Source organism: Pseudonocardia zijingensis (assembly GCF_042657305.1).
GTDB lineage: Bacteria > Actinomycetota > Actinomycetes > Mycobacteriales > Pseudonocardiaceae > Pseudonocardia > Pseudonocardia zijingensis.
This window is the reverse complement of the sequence record NZ_JBHSKO010000002.1, coordinates 274,672-296,650: the sequence shown is the minus strand read 5'-3', so window position 1 is coordinate 296,650 and position 21,979 is coordinate 274,672. Positions and strand designations below refer to the sequence as shown.

General features: G+C 72.6%; 21 protein-coding genes. 14 read left to right on the top strand and 7 right to left on the bottom strand.

The window, feature by feature from the left end; genetic code table 11:
* Positions 1-147: 147 nt before the first annotated feature.
* From clpX to ACFPL3_RS05595, 6 genes are all read left to right on the top strand, one after another.
* Entirely contained in the window at positions 148-1,431 is a 1,284-nt protein-coding gene (clpX, locus tag ACFPL3_RS05620; protein ID WP_343943883.1) for an ATP-dependent Clp protease ATP-binding subunit ClpX, read from the top strand.
* A 194-nt stretch (positions 1,432-1,625) separates the two neighbouring features.
* Positions 1,626-3,011: an OFA family MFS transporter gene (locus tag ACFPL3_RS05615; protein ID WP_343943884.1), complete on the top strand. Its 1,386-nt coding sequence runs from the start codon at positions 1,626-1,628 to the stop codon at positions 3,009-3,011.
* The gene (locus tag ACFPL3_RS05610) at positions 3,008-3,148 is read left to right on the top strand and encodes an MFS transporter small subunit (protein ID WP_343943885.1); all 141 of its coding nucleotides are present in this window, start codon (positions 3,008-3,010) and stop codon (positions 3,146-3,148) included. Before ACFPL3_RS05615 ends, ACFPL3_RS05610 begins: the two co-directional genes overlap by 4 nt.
* A 15-nt stretch (positions 3,149-3,163) precedes the next feature.
* Positions 3,164-3,445: a DUF6457 domain-containing protein gene (locus ACFPL3_RS05605; RefSeq protein ID WP_343943886.1), complete on the top strand. Its 282-nt coding sequence runs from the start codon at positions 3,164-3,166 to the stop codon at positions 3,443-3,445.
* 179 nt (positions 3,446-3,624) lie between these two features.
* Complete coding sequence (locus ACFPL3_RS05600; RefSeq protein ID WP_343943887.1) at positions 3,625-5,124, top strand: alkaline phosphatase D family protein; 1,500 nt, start codon at positions 3,625-3,627, stop codon at positions 5,122-5,124.
* 42 nt (positions 5,125-5,166) lie between these two features.
* Entirely contained in the window at positions 5,167-5,895 is a 729-nt protein-coding gene (locus ACFPL3_RS05595) for a hypothetical protein (protein ID WP_343943888.1), read from the top strand.
* Here ACFPL3_RS05595 and ACFPL3_RS05590 read toward each other — a convergent pair.
* On the bottom strand, positions 5,892-7,334 hold the full coding sequence (locus ACFPL3_RS05590; protein WP_343943920.1) for an amino acid permease: 1,443 nt from the start codon (positions 7,332-7,334) through the stop codon (positions 5,892-5,894). The two genes, ACFPL3_RS05595 and ACFPL3_RS05590, sit on opposite strands and share 4 nt — an antisense overlap.
* Before the next feature lie 96 nt (positions 7,335-7,430).
* Here ACFPL3_RS05590 and ACFPL3_RS05585 point away from each other — a divergent pair, with 96 nt between their 5' ends.
* Together ACFPL3_RS05585 and ACFPL3_RS05580 are read left to right on the top strand one after the other, a co-directional pair.
* A complete protein-coding gene (locus tag ACFPL3_RS05585) occupies positions 7,431-10,076 on the top strand; it encodes a valine--tRNA ligase (protein WP_343943889.1) in 2,646 nt (881 codons plus the stop codon).
* A 505-nt stretch (positions 10,077-10,581) separates the two neighbouring features.
* Positions 10,582-11,235 carry a TetR/AcrR family transcriptional regulator gene (locus ACFPL3_RS05580; protein WP_343943890.1) on the top strand — a complete coding sequence of 218 codons (654 nt, stop codon included), beginning with the start codon at positions 10,582-10,584 and terminating at the stop codon, positions 11,233-11,235.
* Positions 11,236-11,244: 9 nt separating this feature from the next.
* On the opposite strand, the gene ACFPL3_RS05575 is transcribed toward ACFPL3_RS05580, so the two are convergent.
* From ACFPL3_RS05575 to valS, 4 genes are all read right to left on the bottom strand, one after another.
* Positions 11,245-11,943 (bottom strand): alpha/beta fold hydrolase, encoded by a 699-nt coding sequence (locus tag ACFPL3_RS05575; protein WP_343943891.1) that lies wholly within the window; start codon positions 11,941-11,943, stop codon positions 11,245-11,247.
* Positions 11,944-12,042: 99 nt separating this feature from the next.
* The gene (locus ACFPL3_RS05570) at positions 12,043-12,543 is read right to left on the bottom strand and encodes a pyridoxamine 5'-phosphate oxidase family protein (protein WP_343943892.1); all 501 of its coding nucleotides are present in this window, start codon (positions 12,541-12,543) and stop codon (positions 12,043-12,045) included.
* An 11-nt stretch (positions 12,544-12,554) separates the two neighbouring features.
* Positions 12,555-13,631, bottom strand: a complete 1,077-nt coding sequence (locus ACFPL3_RS05565) for a serine hydrolase domain-containing protein (RefSeq protein ID WP_343943893.1) — start codon at positions 13,629-13,631, stop codon at positions 12,555-12,557.
* Between the two features lie 37 nt (positions 13,632-13,668).
* Entirely contained in the window at positions 13,669-16,188 is a 2,520-nt protein-coding gene (gene valS / locus ACFPL3_RS05560; protein ID WP_343943894.1) for a valine--tRNA ligase, read from the bottom strand.
* Between the two features lie 73 nt (positions 16,189-16,261).
* On the opposite strand from valS, the gene ACFPL3_RS05555 reads away from it, so the two are divergent.
* Genes ACFPL3_RS05555 through ACFPL3_RS05540 form a run of 4 tightly spaced genes read left to right on the top strand, consistent with a single transcriptional unit; the run spans position 16,262 to position 19,064 of the window.
* A complete protein-coding gene (locus tag ACFPL3_RS05555) occupies positions 16,262-17,740 on the top strand; it encodes a bifunctional folylpolyglutamate synthase/dihydrofolate synthase (RefSeq protein ID WP_343943895.1) in 1,479 nt (492 codons plus the stop codon).
* Entirely contained in the window at positions 17,737-18,114 is a 378-nt protein-coding gene (locus tag ACFPL3_RS05550) for a DUF4233 domain-containing protein (protein WP_343943896.1), read from the top strand. The genes ACFPL3_RS05555 and ACFPL3_RS05550 overlap by 4 nt, the downstream gene beginning before the upstream one ends.
* Positions 18,115-18,141: 27 nt before the next feature.
* Positions 18,142-18,552 (top strand): nucleoside-diphosphate kinase, encoded by a 411-nt coding sequence (gene ndk, locus ACFPL3_RS05545; RefSeq protein WP_075950494.1) that lies wholly within the window; start codon positions 18,142-18,144, stop codon positions 18,550-18,552.
* Positions 18,549-19,064: a GNAT family N-acetyltransferase gene (locus ACFPL3_RS05540; protein ID WP_343943897.1), complete on the top strand. Its 516-nt coding sequence runs from the start codon at positions 18,549-18,551 to the stop codon at positions 19,062-19,064. The genes ndk and ACFPL3_RS05540 overlap by 4 nt, the downstream gene beginning before the upstream one ends.
* Here ACFPL3_RS05540 and ACFPL3_RS05535 read toward each other — a convergent pair.
* Both ACFPL3_RS05535 and ACFPL3_RS05530 read right to left on the bottom strand, forming a co-directional pair.
* Entirely contained in the window at positions 19,057-19,893 is an 837-nt protein-coding gene (locus ACFPL3_RS05535; RefSeq protein WP_343943898.1) for an MBL fold metallo-hydrolase, read from the bottom strand. The two genes, ACFPL3_RS05540 and ACFPL3_RS05535, sit on opposite strands and share 8 nt — an antisense overlap.
* Before the next feature lie 23 nt (positions 19,894-19,916).
* Positions 19,917-20,873: a helix-turn-helix transcriptional regulator gene (locus ACFPL3_RS05530; protein ID WP_343943899.1), complete on the bottom strand. Its 957-nt coding sequence runs from the start codon at positions 20,871-20,873 to the stop codon at positions 19,917-19,919.
* A 62-nt stretch (positions 20,874-20,935) separates the two neighbouring features.
* Between ACFPL3_RS05530 and ACFPL3_RS05525 the strand changes: the two genes are divergently transcribed.
* Together ACFPL3_RS05525 and ACFPL3_RS05520 are read left to right on the top strand one after the other, a co-directional pair.
* On the top strand, positions 20,936-21,508 hold the full coding sequence (locus ACFPL3_RS05525; RefSeq protein WP_343943900.1) for a DinB family protein: 573 nt from the start codon (positions 20,936-20,938) through the stop codon (positions 21,506-21,508).
* Between the two features lies 1 nt (position 21,509).
* Positions 21,510-21,947 carry a VOC family protein gene (locus ACFPL3_RS05520; protein ID WP_343943901.1) on the top strand — a complete coding sequence of 146 codons (438 nt, stop codon included), beginning with the start codon at positions 21,510-21,512 and terminating at the stop codon, positions 21,945-21,947.
* Positions 21,948-21,979: the final 32 nt, after the last annotated feature.

The following is a 21,979-nucleotide window of genomic DNA, read 5'->3' as shown; positions in this document are numbered from 1 at the left end:
ACGGGCCGGCACCGACCGTCCGCCGACCCGTCGCCGAATCTCCGGTGTGCGAAGCTCCCCGGGGACCGGGTCGGACGGGTACCGTCCAGAGAGCGCGCCTCCCGGACCCGCCGGGGCAGCGCAGAGAAGGATTTGGGGTCTGCACTCATGGCACGCATCGGCGACGGCGGTGACCTGCTCAAGTGCTCGTTCTGCGGGAAGAGCCAGAAGCAGGTCAAGAAACTGATCGCCGGTCCTGGGGTCTACATCTGCGACGAGTGCATCGATCTCTGCAACGAGATCATCGAGGAGGAGCTGGCCGAAGCGGGTGAGGTCAAGCTCGACGAGCTGCCCAAGCCGGCCGAGATCCACGAATTCCTCGACCAGTACGTCGTCGGGCAGACCCAGACGAAGCGCACGTTGTCGGTTGCGGTCTACAACCACTACAAGCGCATCCAGGCCGGCGAGCGCCGCGGTGGCGGCGACAGTGGCGACGGTATCGAGATCGCCAAATCCAACATCCTCATGCTCGGTCCCACCGGCTGCGGCAAGACCTACCTCGCGCAGACGCTGGCCAAGCTGCTCAACGTGCCGTTCGCGATCGCCGACGCCACGGCGCTCACCGAGGCCGGCTACGTGGGCGAGGACGTCGAGAACATCCTGCTCAAGCTGATCCAGGCCGCCGACTACGACGTCAAGCGCGCCGAGACCGGCATCATCTACATCGACGAGGTCGACAAGATCGCCCGCAAGTCGGAGAACCCGTCGATCACGCGGGACGTCTCCGGCGAGGGTGTGCAGCAGGCGTTGCTGAAGATCCTGGAGGGCACCACCGCGAGCGTGCCGCCGCAGGGTGGGCGCAAGCACCCCCACCAGGAGTTCATCCAGATCGACACCACCAACGTCCTGTTCATCGTGGCCGGCGCGTTCGCCGGTCTCGAGAAGATCATCGGCGACCGCGTGGGCAAGCGGGGGCTCGGTTTCGGGGCGGAGATCCGGTCGAAGCGCGAGCTCGACCCGGCCGAGAGCTTCGCCGAGACGCTGCCCGAGGACCTCATCAAGTTCGGCCTGATCCCCGAGTTCATCGGGCGCCTGCCGATCGTCGCCTCGGTCACCTCGCTCGACAAGGAAGCCCTCGTCAAGATCCTCACCGAGCCGCGCAACGCCCTGGTGAAGCAGTACCGCAAGCTGTTCGAGATGGACGGCGTGGAGCTGGAGTTCACCGAGGACGCCCTCGAGGCGGTGGCAGACCAGGCCATCCTGCGCGGCACCGGTGCCCGTGGGCTCCGGGCGATCATGGAAGAAGTGCTGCTGCCCTGCATGTACGACATCCCGAGCCGCGATGACGTGGCGAAGGTCGTCGTCACCGGGCAGACGGTGCGCAGCAACGTCAACCCCACGATCGTGCCCCGCACCCCGGCCCGCCGGGAGCGGCGCGAGCGCTCGGCCTGACACCACCAGAACAACTCCCCGAAGCGACGCCGGTCCGCACCGATGCGGGCCGGCGTCGCTGCATATCGGGTGAATGTCCGGGTCCGTGCCGTTCGTCCGCCGTTCGTCGGCCGGTCGTCGCATGAAGTTGCACGTGCACGTAGCGTGATCTACGTTCACGCGGTCGTGTCGATCGAGGTGGCTAGGGAGCTGCGATGCCCGTCGGTTTCCTGCAACGCGAGCGCATCATCGCGCCGCCCGGCTGGAGCCGGTGGCTGATCCCGCCCGCCGCGCTGTCCATCCACCTCGCGATCGGGCAGGCGTACGCCTGGAGCGTCTTCAAGAACCCGCTCGCGGCCACGATGCTGGAGGGCAACCCGGCGGCGGGCACGCTCACCGCGCTCCCGTTCACCCTGGGCATCGTCATGCTGGGGGTGTCGGCGGCCGTGTTCGGCACGGCGGTGGACCGCAACGGGCCGCGCTGGGCGATGTTCATCGCCACCTGCTGCTTCTCGACCGGCTTCCTCGTCTCGGCGTTCGGCGTCTGGATCGGGCAGTACTGGCTGGTCATCGTCGGGTACGGGCTCATCGGCGGCATCGGCCTCGGCATCGGCTACATCTCGCCGGTCTCCACGCTGATCAAGTGGTTCCCGGACCGCCCGGGCATGGCCACCGGCCTGGCGATCATGGGCTTCGGCGGTGGCGCGCTCATCGCGTCACCGTGGTCGGCGTCGATGCTCTCGGCCTTCGGGGCCACCGGTGAGGGGGCCCGGTCGAGCGGCATCGCGATGACCTTCCTCGTCCACGGCATCGTGTACGCGGTGTTCATGTCCGTGGGCTGGCTGCTCGTGCGGGTGCCCGCCGACGACTGGAAGCCCGCGGGGTGGAACCCCACCTCCGCGAAGACCGGCACGCTCATCACCACGGCCAACGTCTCGGCGAACAACGCGATACGCACGCCCCAGTTCTGGCTGCTGTGGGTCGTGCTCTGCTTCAACGTCACCGCCGGGATCGGCATCCTCGAGCGGGCCTCGCCGATCTTCCAGGACTACTTCCCGGACGCGGGCACGCAGATCGCCGCGGCCGCCGCCGGGTTCGTCGCGATCCTGTCGCTGGCGAACATGCTGGGCCGGTTCATCTGGTCCTCCACCTCGGACCTCATCGGCCGCAAGAACATCTACCGCGTCTACCTCGGCGTCGGTGCGCTGCTCTACCTGCTCATCACGCTGCTCGGCAACGCCAACCAGGCGTTGTTCCTGGTGGCCTCGCTGCTCATCCTGTCCTTCTACGGCGGCGGCTTCGCCACGGTGCCCGCGTACCTGCGCGACCTGTTCGGCACCTACCAGGTGGGCGCGATCCACGGCCGCCTGCTCACGGCCTGGTCCACGGCGGGCGTGCTCGGGCCGGTGATCGTCAACGCGATCGCCGACGCCCAGATCGCGTCGGGCGTGGCGGGTCCGGGCCGGTACACTGAGGCGTTCTCGATCATGATCGGGCTGCTGGTCGTCGGGTTCATCTGCAACGAGCTCATCCGGCCGGTGAACACGCGCTACCACGAGCCCACCGGGGAGCAGACCACGACGGGAGCGAAGGCGGCATGACCACCGAGTCCGGCACCACCGACGTCCGCACCGGCCCGCCACCCATCGCCTGGGCCGCCTGGGCCTGGGTCGTGATCCCGTTCCTCTACGGCCTGTACCAGCTCGTCGTCAAGATCCCGGCGCTCTTCGGGGGCTGAGGCTAGGCTCTCCCCGTGGCGGAGAGCAGCGATGCACAGGCCCTGTCCGAGTGGGTCACCGCGGTGGTGCGGGAGCTGGGGCTCGAGGGTGCCCTGGACCGCGAGGGCGTCGTCGACATGGTGCTCGACCTGACCTCCGACGTGGCCCACGGCGTCTCGCGACCCGGGGCGCCGGTCACGGCCTTCCTCGTGGGAGTGGCGGCCGGCCGCGCCGACGACCCCGCCGTGGCGGCCCGCGACTACGCGCAGAAGATCAGCGCGCTCGCCGACGGCTGGGACCGCGACGGCGGCGCCTGACCGCGCACCTCGCCCCGCAGGACGCGCCACTCGCCCCCCGAGACGGGAGACGCGCGCAAGATTGGGGCGAGTCTCCCGTCCCAGGCCGCGAGTGACGCGTTTCGGCGCGTGGGTTGCGCGCACACGCCGTTCATCCGGGTAGCGATCTCCGTTCACCCGCTTGGGCTACACCATTACCCATGCGCTCCCCCCGACTCGACCGCCGCACCTTCCTCCGCGCCGCCGCGCTCAGCGGCGTCGCCGCACCCGCGCTGATCCGCGCCGACCGTCCTGCGCTCACCCACGGCGTGCAGTCCGGTGACGTGGTGCGCGGGTCCGGGCTCGTCTGGGCGCGGGCGGACCGGCCGGCGCGGATGGTCGTCGAGGTGGCGGAGGACCCCGCGTTCACGCACGTGCGCCGGGTGGTGGGGCCGCTGCTGACGCCGGACACCGACTTCACCGGGAAGGTGCGGCTGCACGGCGCCGGGCGCACCGTCCACTACCGCGTCACGGCGGAGGACCTCGACGGGCGCGTCGCGAGCGAGCCGGTGACCGGGTCGTTCCGCACGCCGCCGGGCCGTGGGGAGGGCGTGCGGTTCCTCTGGTCCGGCGACGTCGTAGGGCAGGGCTGGGGCATCGACCGCGACCGCGGCGGGATGCGCATCTTCCGGGCCATGGCCGAACGCGACCCGGACTTCTTCCTGTACAGCGGTGACACCGTCTACGCCGACGGGCCGCTCACCGAGACCGTCGCCCTGCCCGACGCCAGCATGTGGCGCAACCTCGTGACGCCGGAGAAGCTGAAGGTGGCCGAGACGCTCGCGGAGTTCCGGGGGCAGTACGCCTACAACCTGCTCGACGACAACCTGCGCGCCTTCGCCGCGGCCGTGCCGCAGGTGAACCAGTGGGACGACCACGAGGTCACCAACAACTGGTACCCGGGCGAGGTGCTCGCCGACGACCGCTACACGGAGAAGCGGGTGGACGTGCTCGCCGAGCGCGCGTTCCGGGCCTACCACGAGTGGGTGCCGCTGGACCCCCGCCGGGCGCTGGACGGCCGCGTCCACCGGCGCATGCCCTACGGGGCGCACGTCGAGCTGTTCGTGATCGACATGCGGACCTACCGCGACGCCAACGGGGTGAACACCGACCCGCAGGGGCGGATCCTGGGGGAGCGGCAGGCCCGCTGGCTCGTCGACGCGCTGGCGTCCTCGCAGGCGACGTGGAAGTTCGTGGCCGCGGACATGCCGATCGGGCTGCACGTGCCCGACGGCACGGCGTGGGAGGCCGTCGCCAACGGCGTGGCGGGCCCGCCGAGCGGGCGGGAGGCCGAGCTCGCGTGGGTGCTGTCGGAGCTGCGAAGGCGCCACGTCCGCAACGTCGTGTGGCTCACCGCGGACGTCCACTACACCGCCGCGCACCACTACGCACCGGAGCGGGCGGCGTTCACGGAGTTCGACCCGTTCTGGGAGTTCGTCTCGGGCCCGCTGCACGCGGGTGCCTTCGGCCCCAACCCGCTCGACCCGACCTTCGGGCCCGAGGCCGTGTTCGTCCATGCCCCGCCGGCGCCGAACACCTCGCCCGCGGAGGGCTACCAGCATTTCGGCGAGGTGGAGGTGGCGCCGGGCGGCGGCGAGATGCGGGTGGCGTTGCGTGGTCCGGACGGCGGGGAACTCTGGTCGACGGTGCTGCAGTCCTGAACGGCGTGGCGCACCCCGTGGGCCGCGGGGGAGTATCGGGGCATGCGGACCGTGATCGGGTTTGCGCGGTGGGTCTCCTCGCGCGTGCGGCGCGCGGAGGGCGGGCACGCGGCGCAGGTGCGCCCGTTGGCGGGGGGCAGGCGCCCGCTGCTGTCCGATCGCATGGGTGAGCAACGGCGTGGTGGGGTGCGGCTCGACCAGGTCGACGGCACCACCTGCGGCAGCGCGGTGCTCGTCGCCCTCGCCGCCTGGGCCGATCCCGCGGAGACCGCGCGTCTCGACGGCCACGACGCGGTCACCGCGGCGGGCGGCACGGGGGTGGGCGCCGGAGCGCGGGCCGGCGTCGCCGTCGGGTTCGGTGCGCGCTACGACGCCCGGCAGGAGGAGGTGCACCGCCAGTCCACCCGGTTCTGGCCGCGGGCGCTCGGCACCAGCCCGTGGGGCATGGCCCGCTGGCTGCGCCGCTACGCCCCGGCCGCGGGCCCCTACCGCGTGCGGCTGGTGGACGACCGCTCAGCCGCGGACGTCGACGACGCGATCGCGCAGGTCCGCACCGCGCTGGTCGCGGGCCGCCCGGTGCCGTTGCTGGTGGGCGGGTTCGTGCCGCGCCACTACGTGCTGGCGCTCGGCGTGCTGGGCGACGGCCGGTGGCGGGTGTACGAGCCCACGAGCGGCCACGTCCGCGCGCTGGAACCGCACCTGGTGGCCGAGCGCCGGCTCGCGCCCGTGCTGGGCTTCGACCGGCTGCACGCGGTGCTGGTGCCCGTCTAAAGCTTCTGCTGGGAAGGACTCAGCAGGGAGTGGCGCCGCCCGTAGACCAGGTAGATCACCAGGCCGATCACGAGCCACACCGCGAACCGCAGCCAGCTGAGCAGGTCGAGGTTCAACATCAGGTAGAAGCAGGCCACGGCGGCGAGCGCGGGCACCGCGGGCGACAGCGGCACGCGGAAGGGCCGCTCCAGCTCGGGACGGGTGCGGCGCAGCACGGGCACGGCGATCGCCACGATGATCATGGCGCTGAGCGCGCCGATGGAGACCATGTCGGCCAGCTCGGAGATCGGGGTGGTGGCCGCGATGACCGCGATCACCACGGCGCCGATGATCGTCATCCGGTGCGGGGTGCCGAACCGGGGGTGGGCCGTGCCGATCGGGGAGGGCAGGAGCCCGTCGCGGCCCATCGCGAAGCCGATCCGGCCGATCGTCACGAGCTCGACCATCATCACCGAGGTCAGCCCGGTCACGGCCCCGATGGAGATCAACGCGCCGACCCAGGGCAGGCCGACCGCGTTGAACGCGCCCGCGAGCGGGGCGCCGGTGTCGATCTGGTCGTAGGGCACCATCGCGGTGAGCACGAACGAGACGGCGACGTAGAGCACCGCGCACACGCCCAGTGCACCGAGCAGCCCGACCTTCATGTCGCGTTCCGGGTTGCGGGTCTCCTCGCCGAGGTTGGCCAGCGCCTCGAAGCCGGTGTAGGCGAAGAAGACCACCGCGGCCGCGGTGAGCATGCCGCCGATCCCGTACACGGTGGCAGGCAGCCCGAACACGCCCTCGACGACCGGCTGTTCGAGCACCGAACCGCCGTCGGGCACCGGCACCGCCTGCGGGATCAACGGCACGAGGTTCGCGGCGTCGATGAAGAACACCCCGACCCCGATGATCAGCACACAGACCGCGAGCTTGACGGCCACCAGCACGTTGGTGAGCCGGGAGGACTGCCGGATGCCGAGCACGGCCACCACCGTGAGCACGCCGATGATCAGCACCGCCCCGATGTTGACCGGCGCCGTCTCCCCGAACAGCACCTGCGGCAGCCCGAACAGGTTCGCCAGGTAGCTCGACCAGCTGCGGGAGACCACGGCCAGGCCGAGGCCGAACTCCAGCAGCAGATCCCACCCGATGATCCACGCGAAGAGTTCGCCGAGGGTGGCGAAGGCGTAGGTGTAGGCGGACCCGGCGGTCGGCACCGAGGAGGCGAGCTCCGCGTAGCACAGCGCGGCGAGCGCCGCGACGACCGCGCCGATCACGAACGACAGCGTGACGGCGGGCCCGGCGTGCTCCTTGGCCTCGACCCCGGCCAGCGTGAAGATGCCGGTCCCGATGATGATGCCGACGCCGAACCCGATGAGGTCGCGCCCCCGCAACGTCCGTTTGAGGTTCTCGCCCTTGCCCCGCTCGAGGATGTGCTCCACCGGGATCGTGCGCATCATCGACACCCGCAGCACGGTAGCGCTGGTGGCGCGTTCGCGCCGGGTACGCGGCCCCGCCCCGGAGGTGCGCACCGCGTCGCTCGTAAACTTCGATAGGTGACCGACACCCTCCCATCGCGCACCGCCGACCTGCCCACCCAGTGGAACCCGGGTGAGGTAGAGGGCGTGCTCTACGAGCGGTGGGTGGAGCGCGGGTACTTCGAGGCCGACAACACCTCCGACCGGCCGCCGTTCTGCATCGTGATCCCGCCGCCGAACGTCACCGGCAGCCTGCACCTCGGCCACGCCATGGACCACACGCTCATCGACATCCTCACCCGGCGCCGGCGGATGCAGGGCTACGACGCGCTGTGGCTGCCCGGCATGGACCACGCGGGCATCGCCACCCAGAACGTCGTCGAGCGCAGGCTCGCCGGCGAGGGGCGCAGCCGCCACGACCTGGGCCGTGAGGCGTTCGTCGACGAGGTCTGGTCGTGGAAGGCCGAGTCCGGCGGCGCGATCCTCGGCCAGATGCGCCGCCTCGGCGACGGCGTCGACTGGACCCGCGAGCGGTTCACCCTCGACGAAGGGCTGTCGCGTGCCGTCCAGACGGTCTTCAAGCGGCTCTTCGACGACGACCTGATCTACCGCGCCGAGCGGATCATCAACTGGTGCCCGCGCTGCCACACCGCGCTCTCGGACATCGAGGTCGACCACCACGACGACGAGGGCGAGCTCGTCTCCATCCGCTACGGCGACGGCGAGAACTCCCTCGTGGTGGCCACCACCCGCGTCGAGACGATGCTCGGCGACACCGGCGTGGCCGTGCACCCCGACGACGAGCGCTACGCCCACCTCGTCGGCCGCGAGATCGAGCTCCCGATCGTCGGGCGGAAGATCCCGGTGGTGGCCGACGAGCACGTCGACCCCGCGTTCGGCACGGGCGCCGTGAAGGTCACGCCCGCGCACGACCCCAACGACTTCGAGATCGGCCGCCGCCACGACCTGCCGATGCCCTCGATCATGGACGAGGCCGCGGTGATCAGCGGGTCCGGCACCCGGTTCGACGGGATGGACCGCTTCGCCGCGCGCGAGGCCGTGCGCGAGGAGCTGCGCGCGCAGGGCCGCATCGTCGCCGAGAAGCGCCCGTACGTGCACGCGGTCGGCCACTGCAGCCGCTGCGACACGGTGGTCGAGCCGCGGCTGTCGCTGCAGTGGTTCGTCCGGGTCGAGCCCCTCGCGAAGGCCGCGGGCGACGCCGTCCGCGACGGGCGCACCACGATCCACCCGCAGGAGCTGGAGAAGCGCTTCTTCGACTGGGTCGACAACATGCACGACTGGACGATCAGCCGGCAGCTGTGGTGGGGCCACCGCATCCCGGTCTGGTACGGGCCGAACGGCGAGGTCGTGTGCGTCGGTCCGGACGAGCAGCCGCCCACCGGCGAGGGCTGGCGCCAGGACGAGGACGTCCTCGACACCTGGTTCTCCTCGGGCCTGTGGCCGATCTCCACGCTCGGCTGGCCCGACTCCACGAAGGACCTCGAGCGCTACTACCCGACGTCCGTGCTGGTCACCGGCTACGACATCCTGTTCTTCTGGGTCGTCCGGATGATGATGTTCGGGCTGTACGCGATGGACGGGAAGCCGCCGTTCGAGCACGTGTTCCTGCACGGGCTGATCCGTGACCAGTTCGGCAAGAAGATGTCGAAGTCCAAGGGCAACACGATCGACCCGCTGGACCTCATCGACCGCTTCGGCGCCGACGCCCTGCGCTTCACGATCGCCCGCGGCGCCAACCCGGGCGCCGACATGGCGCTGTCGGAGGAGTGGGTCGCGGGCTCGCGCAACTTCGGCACCAAGCTGTGGAACGCCACGCGGCTCGCGCTCACCAACGGCGCCTCGCCCGACCTCCCGCTGCCCGCCGAGGCCGACCGCACCGACGCCGACCGCTGGATCCTCGGCCGCCTCGCCGAGGTGGTGGAGCAGACCGACGCGCTGCTGGAGGACTTCCAGTTCGCCAAGGCCACCGAGGGGCTCTACCACTTCACGTGGGACGAGCTGTGCGACTGGTACCTCGAGCTGGCCAAGGCGCAGCTGCGCGACGAGCGCACCGCCGAGGGCACCCGGGCCGTCCTCGGCCACGTGCTGGACGCCCTGCTGCGGCTGCTGCACCCGATCAGCCCGTTCGTCACCGAGGCGCTCTGGACGGCGCTCACCGGACGCGAGTCCGTGGTCGTCGCGCCCTGGCCCACGGGTGTGGGCGCGCCGGCCGACCCGGCCGCGAACGGCCGGCTGGCCGACGTGCAGAAGCTGGTCACCGAGGTGCGCCGGTTCCGCACCGAGCAGGGCCTGCCCGACAGCCGCCGCGTCGCGGCGCGGGTCGAGGGTCTCGACGGCGCGGGCCTCGGCGAGCAGGGCCCCGGCGGCGCGGCCGCCGCGCTGCGCTCGCTGGCCCGCCTGGACGACGCCGGCGACGGGTTCTCACCCACCGCCACCCTCGACGTCCTGCTCTCCGGGGGCACCGTCCACGTCGAGATCGACACCTCGGGCGCCATCGACGTCGCCGCCGAGCGGGCCCGCCTCGGCCGCGACCTCGCCGCGGCGGAGAAGGAACTCACCCAGGCCGACAAGAAGCTGGCCAACCCGAAGTTCCTGGAGAAGGCCCCCGCCGACGTCGTCGAGGGCATCCGCACCCGCCGCGAGGCCGCGGTGGCCGAGATCGAGCGTGTCAACGCGCGGCTGGCGGCGCTGCCGAAGGCCTAACCGCCGGTCGGGTCGCCGCGAGTCGCACTCTGCGGTCCTCGGGAGGGCTGTGAGGTGCTGTTCGGGCCGGTTGATCGATCTGAGTCGCACCTCCCGGTTGGTGTGGTGACAGTGGGGTGCTGTTGGGGCTTGGTGGCGGCCGGGGTGGCGTCGATCAAGGGGAGATGGTCGTAGTTCGATCTTTGAGGGCGACCGTTTGCCCTTGGTCAACAAGCTGGTCGCTTCGAGACGCACACCAGGGCTGCTGGGGCCGCCGTGAGGTACTGCTCGAGCTGCCGGTGGTGGCGTTCTTCGCGGTCGGGGTGGCCGGGGAGCCGGTGAGGTGCGCGAGTCGCACACCGCGGTCCTTCGGACGACCGTCAGGTGCTGTTCGGGCCGGTTGATCGATCTGAGTCGCACCTCCCGGTTGGTGTGGTGACAGTGGGGTGCTGTTCGACCTTGGCGGTGGCCGGGGTGGCGTCGATCAAGGGGAGATGGTCGTAGTTCGATCTCTGGCGGATGAGGCATGGCCGAGCGACGCAGGCAGGTGCTCTCCCGGGAGCGCATCGTGGAGGCGGCCGTCGAGCTGCTGGACGCGGCAGGGGAGGGAGCGTTGACGGTCCGGGCGCTGACCGAACGCCTCTCCACCGGATCCGGCGCGGTCCACCACCACGTCGGCAGCCGGGACGAGCTGTTGCATACCGCGACCGAGGCCGTCGTCGCCGACGCCCTGGCCGCGCCGGTGGAGCCCGGCATGCCCGGCGACGAGATCCGCGCCGCCGCGCTCGGCGTGTTCGACGCGGTGGCCGAGCACCCCTGGCTCGCCGCCCAGCTGGCCGTGCAGATCACCCGCAACCCCTGGGGTCCGGTGACGGTGCGGGTCTTCGAGAACATCGGCCGGCCATTGGGTGCCCTGGGGGTGCCGCAACGCGACTGGTTCGCCACCAGCTCGGTGCTGGTCCACTACATCCTCGGCGCCACCACCCAGACCGCCCAGCCGTCCGAGGGCGGGGCCGACCGCGCCGGGTTCCTCGACGCGGCCTCGCGGGCGTGGCAGGACCTCGACCCCGACGAGCACCCGTTCGTCCGGGCCGTCGCGGGCCAGATGCGCGACCACGACGACCGCGAGCAGTTCCGCACCGGCATCGACCTGGTGCTCGGGGGGATCGGCCGGTCCTGAACCGGGGACCTACCGCGCTGCGCCCTTCGCGGCCTCGTCGATGACGTCGGCGACGACCCCGGCCTGCGTCATGAAGAGGGCGTGGCTCGCGCTGACGGTGGTGATCGTCGCCGCGCTGCGCTTGGCCATGTGCTGCAGCATGGCCTGGTCGAACGACTTGTCCTCCGTGGCGATCACGGCCCAGGTGGGCTTGTCGCGCCAGGCGGTGTGCGTGACCGGCGAGTCGAAGACCGACATGTTGATCGGGACCTGCGAGTCGCGCAGGAAGGCGGCGTCCTCGTCGCTCGCGTCGTGGGCGAAGCCGGCCTTGAACTTCCCGGGGTCGAGGAACCCGTACCCGTCGTCGCCGACGTCGATGACGAACTCCGGTGTGGGCGCGAAGCCCTCGTACTGCTGGCCCGTGGTCTCGCCGGAGTCGGGGGCCAGGGCGGAGACGTAGACCAGGCCGGCCACCTTCGGGTGGACACCGGCCTCGGTGATCACGGTGCCGCCCCAGGAGTGGCCGACGAGGATCGTCGGGCCGTCCTGCCGGTCGAGGATCCGCGTGGTGGCCGCGACGTCGTCCGCCAGCGACGTGAGCGGGTTCTGCACGATCGTCACCGTGTAGCCCCGCGCCGTCAGGATGTCGTGGACGCCCCGCCACCCCGATCCGTCGGCGAACGCCCCGTGCACCAGCACGACGTTCCTGATCTCCCGGTCCGTGCTCATGGTCAGGTCCCTTCCTCCGTTGGGTGGCTGCGATATGCAAAATATTGCTAGTTCGCAGACGGGCGCAAGCGGACGAACGGACCAACCCCGGCGTCCCGGTCAGAAACGGTGGCGGGTGTGGGAGTAGGTGCCCTTGCCGAACGCGAGCACCTTGGTGGGCGCCACCGCGAACACCAGTGCCTCGCCCGCCCCGTGGTGGAACGCGCCGTCGCGCGCCTCGAACTGCCAGCGCCCGTCCCACTTCGTGCGCCAGGCGTCGGCGAGCCGCTGCAGCGCGGCGTCGTCCGTGACGCGCACGGCGTCGCCCTCGACCACCACGTCGAGCCCGTGGTCCCAGGTGCTGCTGCCGGTCGTGAGGACGACGTGCGGGTTCGTGCGGAGGTTCACGGCCTTCTGCTCGGCCGCGCCGGTGCCGAAGTGCAGCGCCCCGTCGAGCCACACCGCGACGAGCGGGGTGACGTGCGGCCGCCCGTCGGCCCGCACGGTGGTGATCCAGCACAGTTCGGCCGCCTCCAGTGCCTCCACCGTGGTCTCCCACGGGGTCGGGGTGGCGTCCGGTTCGCTGAACCGGCCGTCGAGCGTGGTCGTCGGTGCACCCATGGGGATTCCTCTCATGCCAGTTCATCCGTGATCAGCTGGTCGATCCGGGCGGCGGTGCCCAGGTCGCCGAAGCGGTTGTGCAGCACCGCGACCGCGACGCCGGAGTCGACGTCGGCGAACGCGACGCTGCCGCCGGCGCCGACCATCCCGAACGTCGAGCCGGGGCGGCCGCTGCCGCTGGGGCGGAAGGGGGCGTAGCCGTACGTCCAGGACGCCGAGAAGCCCATCACCCGGTCCATCCCCTCGAACGCGACCTGTGTGATCTCGGTGCGGCGGGCGGGCGACACGAGGTCGTCCAGGAGCGCGGCGTAGACGCGGGCCACCGCGCGGGCGCTCATGGTGCCCTCGGCGGGGATGTCGCTGGTGAGCAGGTCCGGGCGGTTGGCGTAGTCGGCGTCGGGCACCACGCCCGGTGGCATCGCTCGGTCGAGCGGGGACCCGGGTTCCGGGCGGGTGGCGGGGCCGCCCACCTGCCGGGCGACCCGCGGGAGCAGGGACGCCGGCACGCCGAAGTGGATCTCGTCGGCCACCCCGAGCGGACCGGTCACCTCTCTGCGGAGCAGGGCCGAGATCGGCTCGCCGGTCCCGCGGCGCAGCGTTTCGCCGAGCAGGAACCCGAACGTCTTGGCGTGGTAGCCGAACCCGGTGCCGGGCTCCCACCACGGCCGCTCGTCGGCGACCACCGCGCACATGCGGTCCCAGTCGCACAGGTCGGCCGCGCTCGTGCCGGGCGGGAGGCCGGGCACGCCCGCGGTGTGCATGAGCACGTGGCGCAGGGTCACCCGGTCCTTGCCGTGCGCCGCGAACTCCGGCCACACGTCGGCGACGCGCATGTCGTCGGCGAGCTCACCCCGGTCGACGAGGACGTGCGCCACCGTAGCCGCCACTCCCTTCGCCGCGGAACCGGCCCAGAACAGCGTGCCCGGCTCGACCGGCGCGCCCGTGCGCGGATCGGCCACGCCCCGCACCGCGTCGACGATCGTGCGGCCGTGCCGGATCACGGCGACCTGCACCCCGACTTCCGCCCCCGAACCGACGAGCTCGTCGAGCAGCGCGTCGAGCGCCGTGGCCAGGTGTTCCTCGCTCACACCGGATGAGACCGCGCCCGGACGCGGAACTCATCGGTCAGAGGAGCACCTGGACCTCCAGGGCGGGCCCCTCCCGGAGCTGGAGCTCCTCGATCCGGCCTGCGGCGCGGACGTCGGTCTCGGCGAGCGCGATCCGCGCGAGGACGTCCGGCGGCGCCGTCACCACGGTCTTGCCGACCTCGGTGCGCATCGACACCTTCGCCTCCGACTTGGCGCGCCGCACCGCCGTGAGGACGTCGGTGGCCGCGGTGAGGACGTCCGGGTCGCCCGCCTGCGCGCGGAGCTCCCCGGCGTCGGGCCACGGCGCGAGGTGCACCGAGCCGTCCTGCCACCACGACCACACCTCCTCGGTGACGAACGGGAGCACCGGCGCGAAGAGGCGCAGCAGCACCGACAGGGCCGCGGCCAGCCCCGCGCGGGCGGACGCCGCGGCGTCGTCCCCGTGCTCGCCGTAGGCGCGGGCCTTGACCAGCTCGAGGTAGTCGTCGCAGAAGTGCCAGAAGAACCGCTCGACGGCCTCGAGGGCGCGGGCGTGGTCGAACTCGTCCAGCGCGGCGGTGGCGGCATCGACGGTGACGGCGAGCTCCGCGAGCAGCGCGCGGTCCAGGGGTGCCGTGACGGCGCCGGGCGCGGCTCCCGTCGACAGTGCGAAGCGGCTCGCGTTGAGCACCTTGATCGCGAGCCTGCGGCCGATCTTCATCTGGCCCGGGTCGAAGGCGGTGTCGGTGCCGGGCCGCGCGGCCGCCGCCCAGTAGCGGACGGCGTCGGAGCCGTACTGCTCCAGCAGCGCCATCGGCGTGACGACGTTGCCCTTCGACTTGGACATCTTCTTGCGGTCCGGGTCGAGGATCCAGCCGGAGATCGCCACGTGCCGCCACGGCAGCGTGTCGTGCTCGGTGTGCGCGCGCAGCACCGTGGAGAACAGCCAGGTGCGGATGATGTCGTGGGCCTGCGGGCGCAGGTCGAACGGGAACACGCGGCGGAACAGGTCGTCGTCGGAGCACCACCCGCCCGCGATCTGCGGGCTGAGCGACGACGTGGCCCAGGTGTCCATGACGTCCGGGTCGCCCGCGAACCCGCCGGGCACGCCGCGCTGCGCCTCGGTGTAGCCGGGCGGGGCGTCCGTGCTCGGGTCGACCGGCAGCGCCGCCTCGTCGGCGACGATCGGGCGGTCGTGGGCGGGCTCGCCGTGCTCGTCGAGCGGGTACCAGAGCGGGAACGGCACGCCGAAGAAGCGCTGGCGGCTCACCAGCCAGTCGCCGTTGAGGCCCTCGACCCAGTTCTCGTAGCGCGCCCGCATGTGGGGCGGGTGCCAGTCGAGCTCGCGGCCGCGCCGCAGCAGCGCCTCGCGCAGGTCGGCGTCGCGGCCGCCGTTGCGCACGTACCACTGCCGCGTGGTGACGATCTCGAGCGGCCGGTCGCCCTTCTCGTAGAACTTGACGGCGTGCGTGATGCGCTCCGGCTCGCCGACGAGCCTCCCCGCCTCCCGCAGCCGGGCCACCACGTGCTCCCGCGCGGCGTGCACGGTGGCCCCGGCGAGCGGGGCGTACTCCGCCGGGTCCACGCCGGCGGGCGGCTCGGGGAGGAACCGGCCGTCGCGGCCCACCACCGCGCGAGTGGGCAGCTGCAGCTCACGCCACCACAGCACGTCGGTGGTGTCGCCGAAGGTGCACACCATGGCGATGCCGGTGCCCTTCTCCGGGTCGGCGGCCCGGTGTGCGAGCACCGGCACCTCGACGCCGAACACGGGGGTGCGCGCGGTGCCGCCCACCAGGTCGCGGTACCGCTCGTCGTCGGGGTGGGCCACCAGCGCCACGCACGCGGGCAGCAGCTCGGGGCGGGTGGTGGCGACCTCGAGGTCGGTGCCGTCGGCGCGGGTGAACAGCAGGCGGTGGAACGCGGCGGGCCGCTCGCGGTCCTCCAGCTCGGCCTGCGCAACGGCCGTGCGGAACGTGACGTCCCACAGCGTGGGGGCCTCGGCGAGGTAGGCCTCGCCGCGGGCGAGGTTGCGCAGGAAGGCCCGCTGCGCGGCCGCCCGGGCCCGGGTGCCGATGGTGCGGTAGGTGGTGGACCAGTCGACGGACAGGCCGAGCCGGCGCCACAGCTCCTCGAAGGCCACCTCGTCGGTCTCGGTGAGCCGCTCGCAGAGCGCGATGAAGTTGCGCCGCGACACCGGGATCTGGCGGTCGCCGGGCTTCTCCGGCGGCTCGAACGCGGGGTCGTAGGGGAGCGCGGGGTCGCAGCGCACCCCGAAGTGGTTCTGCACCCGCCGCTCGGTGGGCAGGCCGTTGTCGTCCCACCCCATCGGGTAGAAGACGGCCTGCCCCCGCATCCGCCGGTAGCGCGCCACGACGTCGGTGTGCGTGTAGGAGAACACGTGCCCGACGTGCAGGGACCCGCTGACGGTCGGCGGCGGGGTGTCGATCGCGAACACGTCCTCCCGTGGCCGGTCGCGGTCGAAGCGGTGTACGCCCAGCTCCTCCCAGCGGCCGGCCCACCGCGGCTCGAGGCCGTCGATCGTGGGCCGCTCCGGCAGGGTGGGACGCGGCGGGTTCATGCGGCAACGGTAGTGCGCCCACCGCGACGCCCGCCCCGGGTTTCGTCCCCCTCCGGCTCGTAGACTCGCACGTGTGACCGACGAGCGCGACGAGCGACCCGAGGGCGAGGGCGAGCTCTCCACGCCCGAGGACGCGGTGGTGGCGCACGTCCTCGATGCCATCCGCGGCGGCGACACGCCGGACGTGGTGCCCGCCCAGTCCTCCACGCGGGGCTACGCGGAGTTCCTCGCCGTGGAGCAGGAGCTCAACCGGCGCTGGCCGGAGACGGTGATGGAGCCGTCGCTGGACCGGATCACCACGCTGGTCGACGTGCTCGGCGAGCCGCACCGCGGCTACCCGGTCGTCCACCTCACCGGCACCAACGGCAAGACCTCCACCGCGCGCATGGTCGACGCCCTGCTCACCGGGGTGGGGCTGCGCACCGGGCGCTACACGAGCCCCCACCTGCAGCGGGCCACGGAGCGCATCAACATCGACAACCGGCCGATCACGCCGGAGAAGTACGTGCAGGTCTACCGGGACGTGAAGCCGTTCGTGGAGCTCGTCGACCTCAAGGAGGGCACGGCGCTCTCCAAGTTCGAGGTCCTCACCGCGATGGCGTTCTCCGCGTTCGCCGACGCGCCCGTGGAGGCGGGGATCGTGGAGGTGGGCCTGGGCGGGCGCTGGGACGCCACCAACGTGGCCGACGGCTCGGTCGCGGTGATCACCCCGATCGGACTGGACCACGCCGAGTACCTCGGCACCGACGTCCTCGGCATCGCGCGGGAGAAGGCCGGGATCATCAAGCCCGGCGCCGTGGCGGTGCTGTCCGCCCAGGACAAGGCGGTGGCCGACGTGCTGCTGGAACGGTGCGTCGAGGTCGACGCGCAGGTCGCGCGCGAGGGTGCCGAGTTCGGCGTGCGCGAGCGGGAGTTGGCCGTCGGCGGGCAGCGCCTCGTGCTGCAAGGGCTGGGCGGCACCTACGACGACGTCTTCCTCCCGCTGCACGGCGAGCACCAGGCCAACAACGCGGCGCTGGCGCTGGCCGCCGCGGAGGCGCTCGTGGGCGCGGGCCCGCATCAGCCGATCGACGCCGACGTGGTGCGGGCGGCGTTCGCCGGCGTGCTGTCGCCGGGTCGCCTGGAGCGGCTGGCGGCCGGGCAGGGCGTGCCCACGGTGCTCGCCGACTCCGCCCACAACCCGCACGGCGCCCGTGCGCTCGCCGCCGCCCTCACCACCGAGTTCCGCTTCACCCGGCTCGTCGGCGTGCTCGGCGTGATGCGGGAGAAGGACGTCCGCGGCATCCTCGCCGAGCTGGAGCCGGTGCTGCAGGAGGTGGTGATCACCGCCAACTCCTCGCCCCGCGCGATGGACCCCGACGAGCTGGGCGCGCTGGCCGTCGAGGTGTTCGGCTCCGCCCGCGTGAGCGTCGAGCCGTCGCTGCGTGAGGCCGTCGACCAGGCGCAGGAGCTCGCGGAGGAGGGCGGCGAGTCCGGCGTCGGGGTCGTGATCACCGGGTCCGTGGTCACCGCGGGCGAGGTGCGCACGATCTTCGGCAAGGACCCGGCATGAGCGCTCCCGACCCGATGAAGGGGCTGCGCGGCGTCTACGCGGCCACGCTCACGCTCGAGGCCATCGTGGTGGCGCTCGCCCTGCTGGTGCTGCCGAAGTTCGGCGAGGGGGCCACCGCGTTCGGCGTCACGGTGATCTCCGCGCTCGCCGTCGCGATGGTGGTGGCGGCGGGGCTGCAGCGGCGGCCGTGGGGGCTGTGGCTCGCGCTCGCCCTGCAGGCCGTGATGATCCTCTGCGGGCTGCTCGTCCCGGCGCTCGGCGTGATGGGCGTGGTGTTCGCGCTGGTCTGGGGCGGGATCCTGCTGCTGCGCCGCGACCTGGTGGGCAAGATGGAGCGCGGCGAGCTGCCGAGCCAGCAGGTGCGTGAGCCCTGACGCGGGGCCGCCGATACCCTCGTCCGCGTGACTGAACGCACCCTGGTCCTCGTCAAGCCCGACGGCGTGCAGCGCCGCCTGATCGGCGAGGTCATCTCCCGCATCGAGCGCAAGGGGCTCGACGTCGTCGCCCTCGAGCTGCGCACGGTGGAGCGCGAGCTCGCCGAGCAGCACTACGCCGAGCACGACGGCAAGCCGTTCTTCGGCGACCTGCTCGAGTTCATCACCTCCGGCAAGGTGCTCGCGGCCGTGGTGGAGGGCCCGCGCGCGATCGCGGCGTTCCGCCAGCTCGCAGGCGGCACCGACCCGGTGGAGAAGGCCACCCCGGGCACCATCCGCGGCGACTTCGGCCTGGAGACCCAGTACAACTTGGTGCACGGCTCCGACTCGCCGGAGAGCGCCGCCCGGGAGATCAAGCTCTGGTTCCCCAACCTGTGACGTCCGCGCCGCGCCTCGTCACCGAGGTCGGCCCGCACACCGCGATCTCGCTCGGCACGCTGTGGACCGCCGTGACCCGGGCGGGTGGGGCCGTCGGGTTCGCGGCGGACGCGCCGGAGCAGGACATCCGGGAGGCCGCCGAGCAGGCGATCGAGGACGTCCGGGCGGGTGGTGCGCAGCTGTTCGTGCTCGAGGACGGCGACGAGCTGGTCGGCGCGGTCTTCCTGCGGCGCGGCGCCAAGGCCACCACCCGGCACCGCGCCGACGTCGTGCGGCTGATGGTGCACCCCGACCTGCAGGGCCGGGGGTGGGGCAAGGCGCTGCTCGACGCGGTGGTCGCCCACGCCACCGCGATCGGACTGGAGCAGCTGCTGCTCTCCGCGCGCGGCGGCACCGGGCTGCCCGACTTCTACACCAAGCAGGGCTGGACCCAGGTCGGCCTGTTCCCGGACGCCCTGCGGATCGGCGACGAGCTGCGCGACGAGCACTGGTTCCAGCTGCGGCTCAGCTGACCGGCACGCGCTGCCGCGACCGCAGCTCCACCGGGTCGTGGGCGCAGAACACCGCGATCCGGTCGCCGTGGCCGCGCACCAGCTCCCGCAGCCGTTCCTGGTTGGCCAGCCGCAGCCCCCGCGCGGTCTCCATCCGCGCCTGCATGTAGCGCAGGGCGGGCGGGCAGACGGGGCCGTCCACGCGCATCTCGTCGTGGTGGAAGTACGCGTCGCCCGCGTGCAGCAGCCAGCCATCGCCGTGGCGCACGGCCACCCCGGTGTGGCCCACGGTGTGCCCGATGAGCGGCACCAGCCGGATCTCCGCCTGCACGCCGGGCAACTCCCGGACGGCCGAGAAGCCGTACCACTCGTCGCCGTCGGGGTCGTGCGTGACCCACCGCGGCCCGTGGGCGCGCTGCGCCTCCGGGTAGCGCGTGCGCTCGACGGACGTGCGCGCCGCGCCTGCCGCCTCCAGCTCGGCGCGCAGGACGTGCACGCGCGCGTGCGGGAAGTCGCGCAGCCCGCCCGCGTGGTCGAGGTCGAGGTGGGTGAGCACGACGTCCCGGACGTCGTCGGCGCGGAAGCCGAGCGCCTCGACCTGCCGCACCGCGGTCTCGGACTCCGCGAGCACCGGGCGCGACATCCGGCGGAACGACCTCGTGAGCGAGGCGTCCGGGGCGCGCACGTCGTCCAGCCCGTACCCGGTGTCGACGAGGACCAGCCCGTGGTCGGCCTCGACCAGCAGGCAATGGCAGACCATCTCGGCGGTCGTGAGCACGGGCCCGCGCCCGCTCACCCACCGGCCGCCGAAGGGACGCATCGTGCCGCAGTTGAGGTGGTGGACCCGCACAACGCAAAAATATAGAGATCGGTCTACTTATTGGCAAGCGCCGTCATACGCCGGGCGAGGCGCGCGGCGGCCTCCCGCAGCTCCGGGGGTTCCAGCACCTGGGCCTCGAAGCCCAGCCGCACGACGTGCAGGGCCAGGAACTCCAGGTCGACCCCGCCCACCACGAGCAGGCACCAGCCGTCGCGGTCGTCCTCCACCCGCGCCACCTGGGGCGGCACGAGCGCCCGCACCTCGTCGGGCCGGGCGCGCAACCTCACCCGGGCCACGTGCGGGTAGGGCGCCTCGGCCACCGCCCGCTGCACGTGGGCCACCGGGTCCGGGTGTTCACGCGGCCGGAACCGCCAGGTCGTCGCGACGACGTCGCGCATCCGGTCGAGCCGGAACGTGCGCCAGTCGTCGCGGTCGACGTCGTGGGCCATCAGGTACCACCGGCGGCCGGTGGTGACCATCCGCACCGGCTCCACGGTGCGTTCCCGCTCCACGCCGTGCCGCCCGGCGTACCGGAACCGCACGCGGACGGCGTCGCGGCAGGCACGGGCGAGCGTCACCAGCAGCTCGGCGTCGATCACGACGCCGGGGCCGACGAGCGTCTCGGTGGCGCCGTGCACCGCCCGCACCTCGGCACGCAGCCGGGGTGGCATCACCTGATCGAGCTTCGCGAGTGCCCGCAGGGCCGCCTCGCCCGCCCCGGCCACCGTGCCCGCCGACGCCAGCCGCAGGGACACCGCCGTGGAGATCGCCTCCTCGTCGTCGAACAGCAGCGGGGGCAGCCGGGTGCCCGCCCCGAGCGCGTACCCGCCGCCGACGCCCGCGGTGGCGTGCACGGGGTAGCCCAGCGCGCGCAGCCGTTCCACGTCGCGGCGCACCGACCGGTCGGTGACCCCGAGCTCCGCGGCCAGCTCGGCGGCGGTCCAGGACGGCCTGCGCTGCAGCAGCGCGAGGAGCCGCAGCACCCGCTCGGTGGTCGCCTCGACGGTCATGTCCGCGATGGTTCCACGAATTGCGGAACGTACCTGTCCGCTATCTGCGAGACGCTGTCCCCATGACCGACCAGACGTGGAACCACCAGCTGCGTGACCAGCTGACCTGGCACTGGGACCACCAGCTGCGCAAACGCCTCGACGGGCTCACCGACGACGAGTACTTCCGGGAGCCGGTGCCCGGCGCGTGGAACGTCCGCCCGCGCGGCACCGGCACCGCTCCCGTGCAGGCCGGTGGCGCAGCGATGACCATCGACTTCGCGTTCCCGCCGCCCGATCCGGCGCCGTTCACCACGATCGCGTGGCGGCTCGGGCACGTGATCGTCGGCGTGCTCGCCATGCGCAACGCCTCGCACTTCGGCCGCCCGGCCACCGACTACCAGTCGTTCGAGTACGCGGCCACCGCCGCGGAGGCGCTCGCCCAGCTCGACGCGGAGTACGCCACCTGGACCGCGGGCGTCGAGTCCCTCGGGGAGGAGGGCCTCACCCGGCCGTGCGGGCCCGCGGAGGGGCCGTACGCGGACTGGCCCCTGTCGGCGCTGGTGCTGCACATCAACCGCGAGGTGATCCACCACCTCGCCGAGGTGTGCCTGCTGCGCGACCTGTACCTGCACACCCGGCGGGAGGGGAGCTGAGGTGGCCCGCGACGTCCAGATCACGTTCGACTGCGCCGACCCCGCCGCACTGGCCGCCTTCTGGGCCCAGGCCATGGGGTACCGGGTGCAGGACCCGCCGCCGGGCTTCGCGACGTGGGAGGAGGCCCTCGAGGCGTTCGGCGTGCCGCCCGAGCGTCGCAACGACGCCTCGGCGGTGGTCGACCCGGACGGCTCGGGGCCCCGGCTGTTCTTCCAGCGCGTGCCGGAGGGCAAGCAGGTCAAGAACCGCGTGCACGTCGACCTGCGCGCCGCCCCGGGGCTGCAGGGCGACGCGCGGATGGCGGCCCTGGAGGCGGAGGCCGAGCGGCTGGCCGGCCACGGCGCCACCCGGCTGCGGCGCCACGAGCCCGAACCCCCGCTCGGCGCGGGCCACATCGTGATGGCCGACCCCGAGGGCAACGAGTTCTGCCTCGACTGAGCACCACGCCTTCTGTCGGGGAATCCGGCTAG

Bases quoted from the DNA above. Each gene is read 5' to 3' on its own strand.
- clpX (WP_343943883.1), top strand. From the start codon at position 148: ATGGCACGCATCGGCGACGGCGGTGACCTGCTCAAGTGCTCGTTCTGC.
- ACFPL3_RS05615 (WP_343943884.1), top strand. From the start codon at position 1,626: ATGCCCGTCGGTTTCCTGCAACGCGAGCGCATCATCGCGCCGCCCGGC.
- ACFPL3_RS05610 (WP_343943885.1), top strand. From the start codon at position 3,008: ATGACCACCGAGTCCGGCACCACCGACGTCCGCACCGGCCCGCCACCC.
- ACFPL3_RS05600 (WP_343943887.1), top strand. From the start codon at position 3,625: ATGCGCTCCCCCCGACTCGACCGCCGCACCTTCCTCCGCGCCGCCGCG.
- ACFPL3_RS05595 (WP_343943888.1), top strand. From the start codon at position 5,167: ATGCGGACCGTGATCGGGTTTGCGCGGTGGGTCTCCTCGCGCGTGCGG.
- ACFPL3_RS05590 (WP_343943920.1), bottom strand. From the start codon at position 7,334: ATGATGCGCACGATCCCGGTGGAGCACATCCTCGAGCGGGGCAAGGGC.
- ACFPL3_RS05580 (WP_343943890.1), top strand. From the start codon at position 10,582: ATGGCCGAGCGACGCAGGCAGGTGCTCTCCCGGGAGCGCATCGTGGAG.
- ACFPL3_RS05575 (WP_343943891.1), bottom strand. From the start codon at position 11,943: ATGAGCACGGACCGGGAGATCAGGAACGTCGTGCTGGTGCACGGGGCG.
- ACFPL3_RS05570 (WP_343943892.1), bottom strand. From the start codon at position 12,543: ATGGGTGCACCGACGACCACGCTCGACGGCCGGTTCAGCGAACCGGAC.
- valS (WP_343943894.1), bottom strand. From the start codon at position 16,188: ATGAACCCGCCGCGTCCCACCCTGCCGGAGCGGCCCACGATCGACGGC.
- ACFPL3_RS05550 (WP_343943896.1), top strand. From the start codon at position 17,737: ATGAGCGCTCCCGACCCGATGAAGGGGCTGCGCGGCGTCTACGCGGCC.
- ACFPL3_RS05530 (WP_343943899.1), bottom strand. From the start codon at position 20,873: ATGACCGTCGAGGCGACCACCGAGCGGGTGCTGCGGCTCCTCGCGCTG.
- ACFPL3_RS05525 (WP_343943900.1), top strand. From the start codon at position 20,936: ATGACCGACCAGACGTGGAACCACCAGCTGCGTGACCAGCTGACCTGG.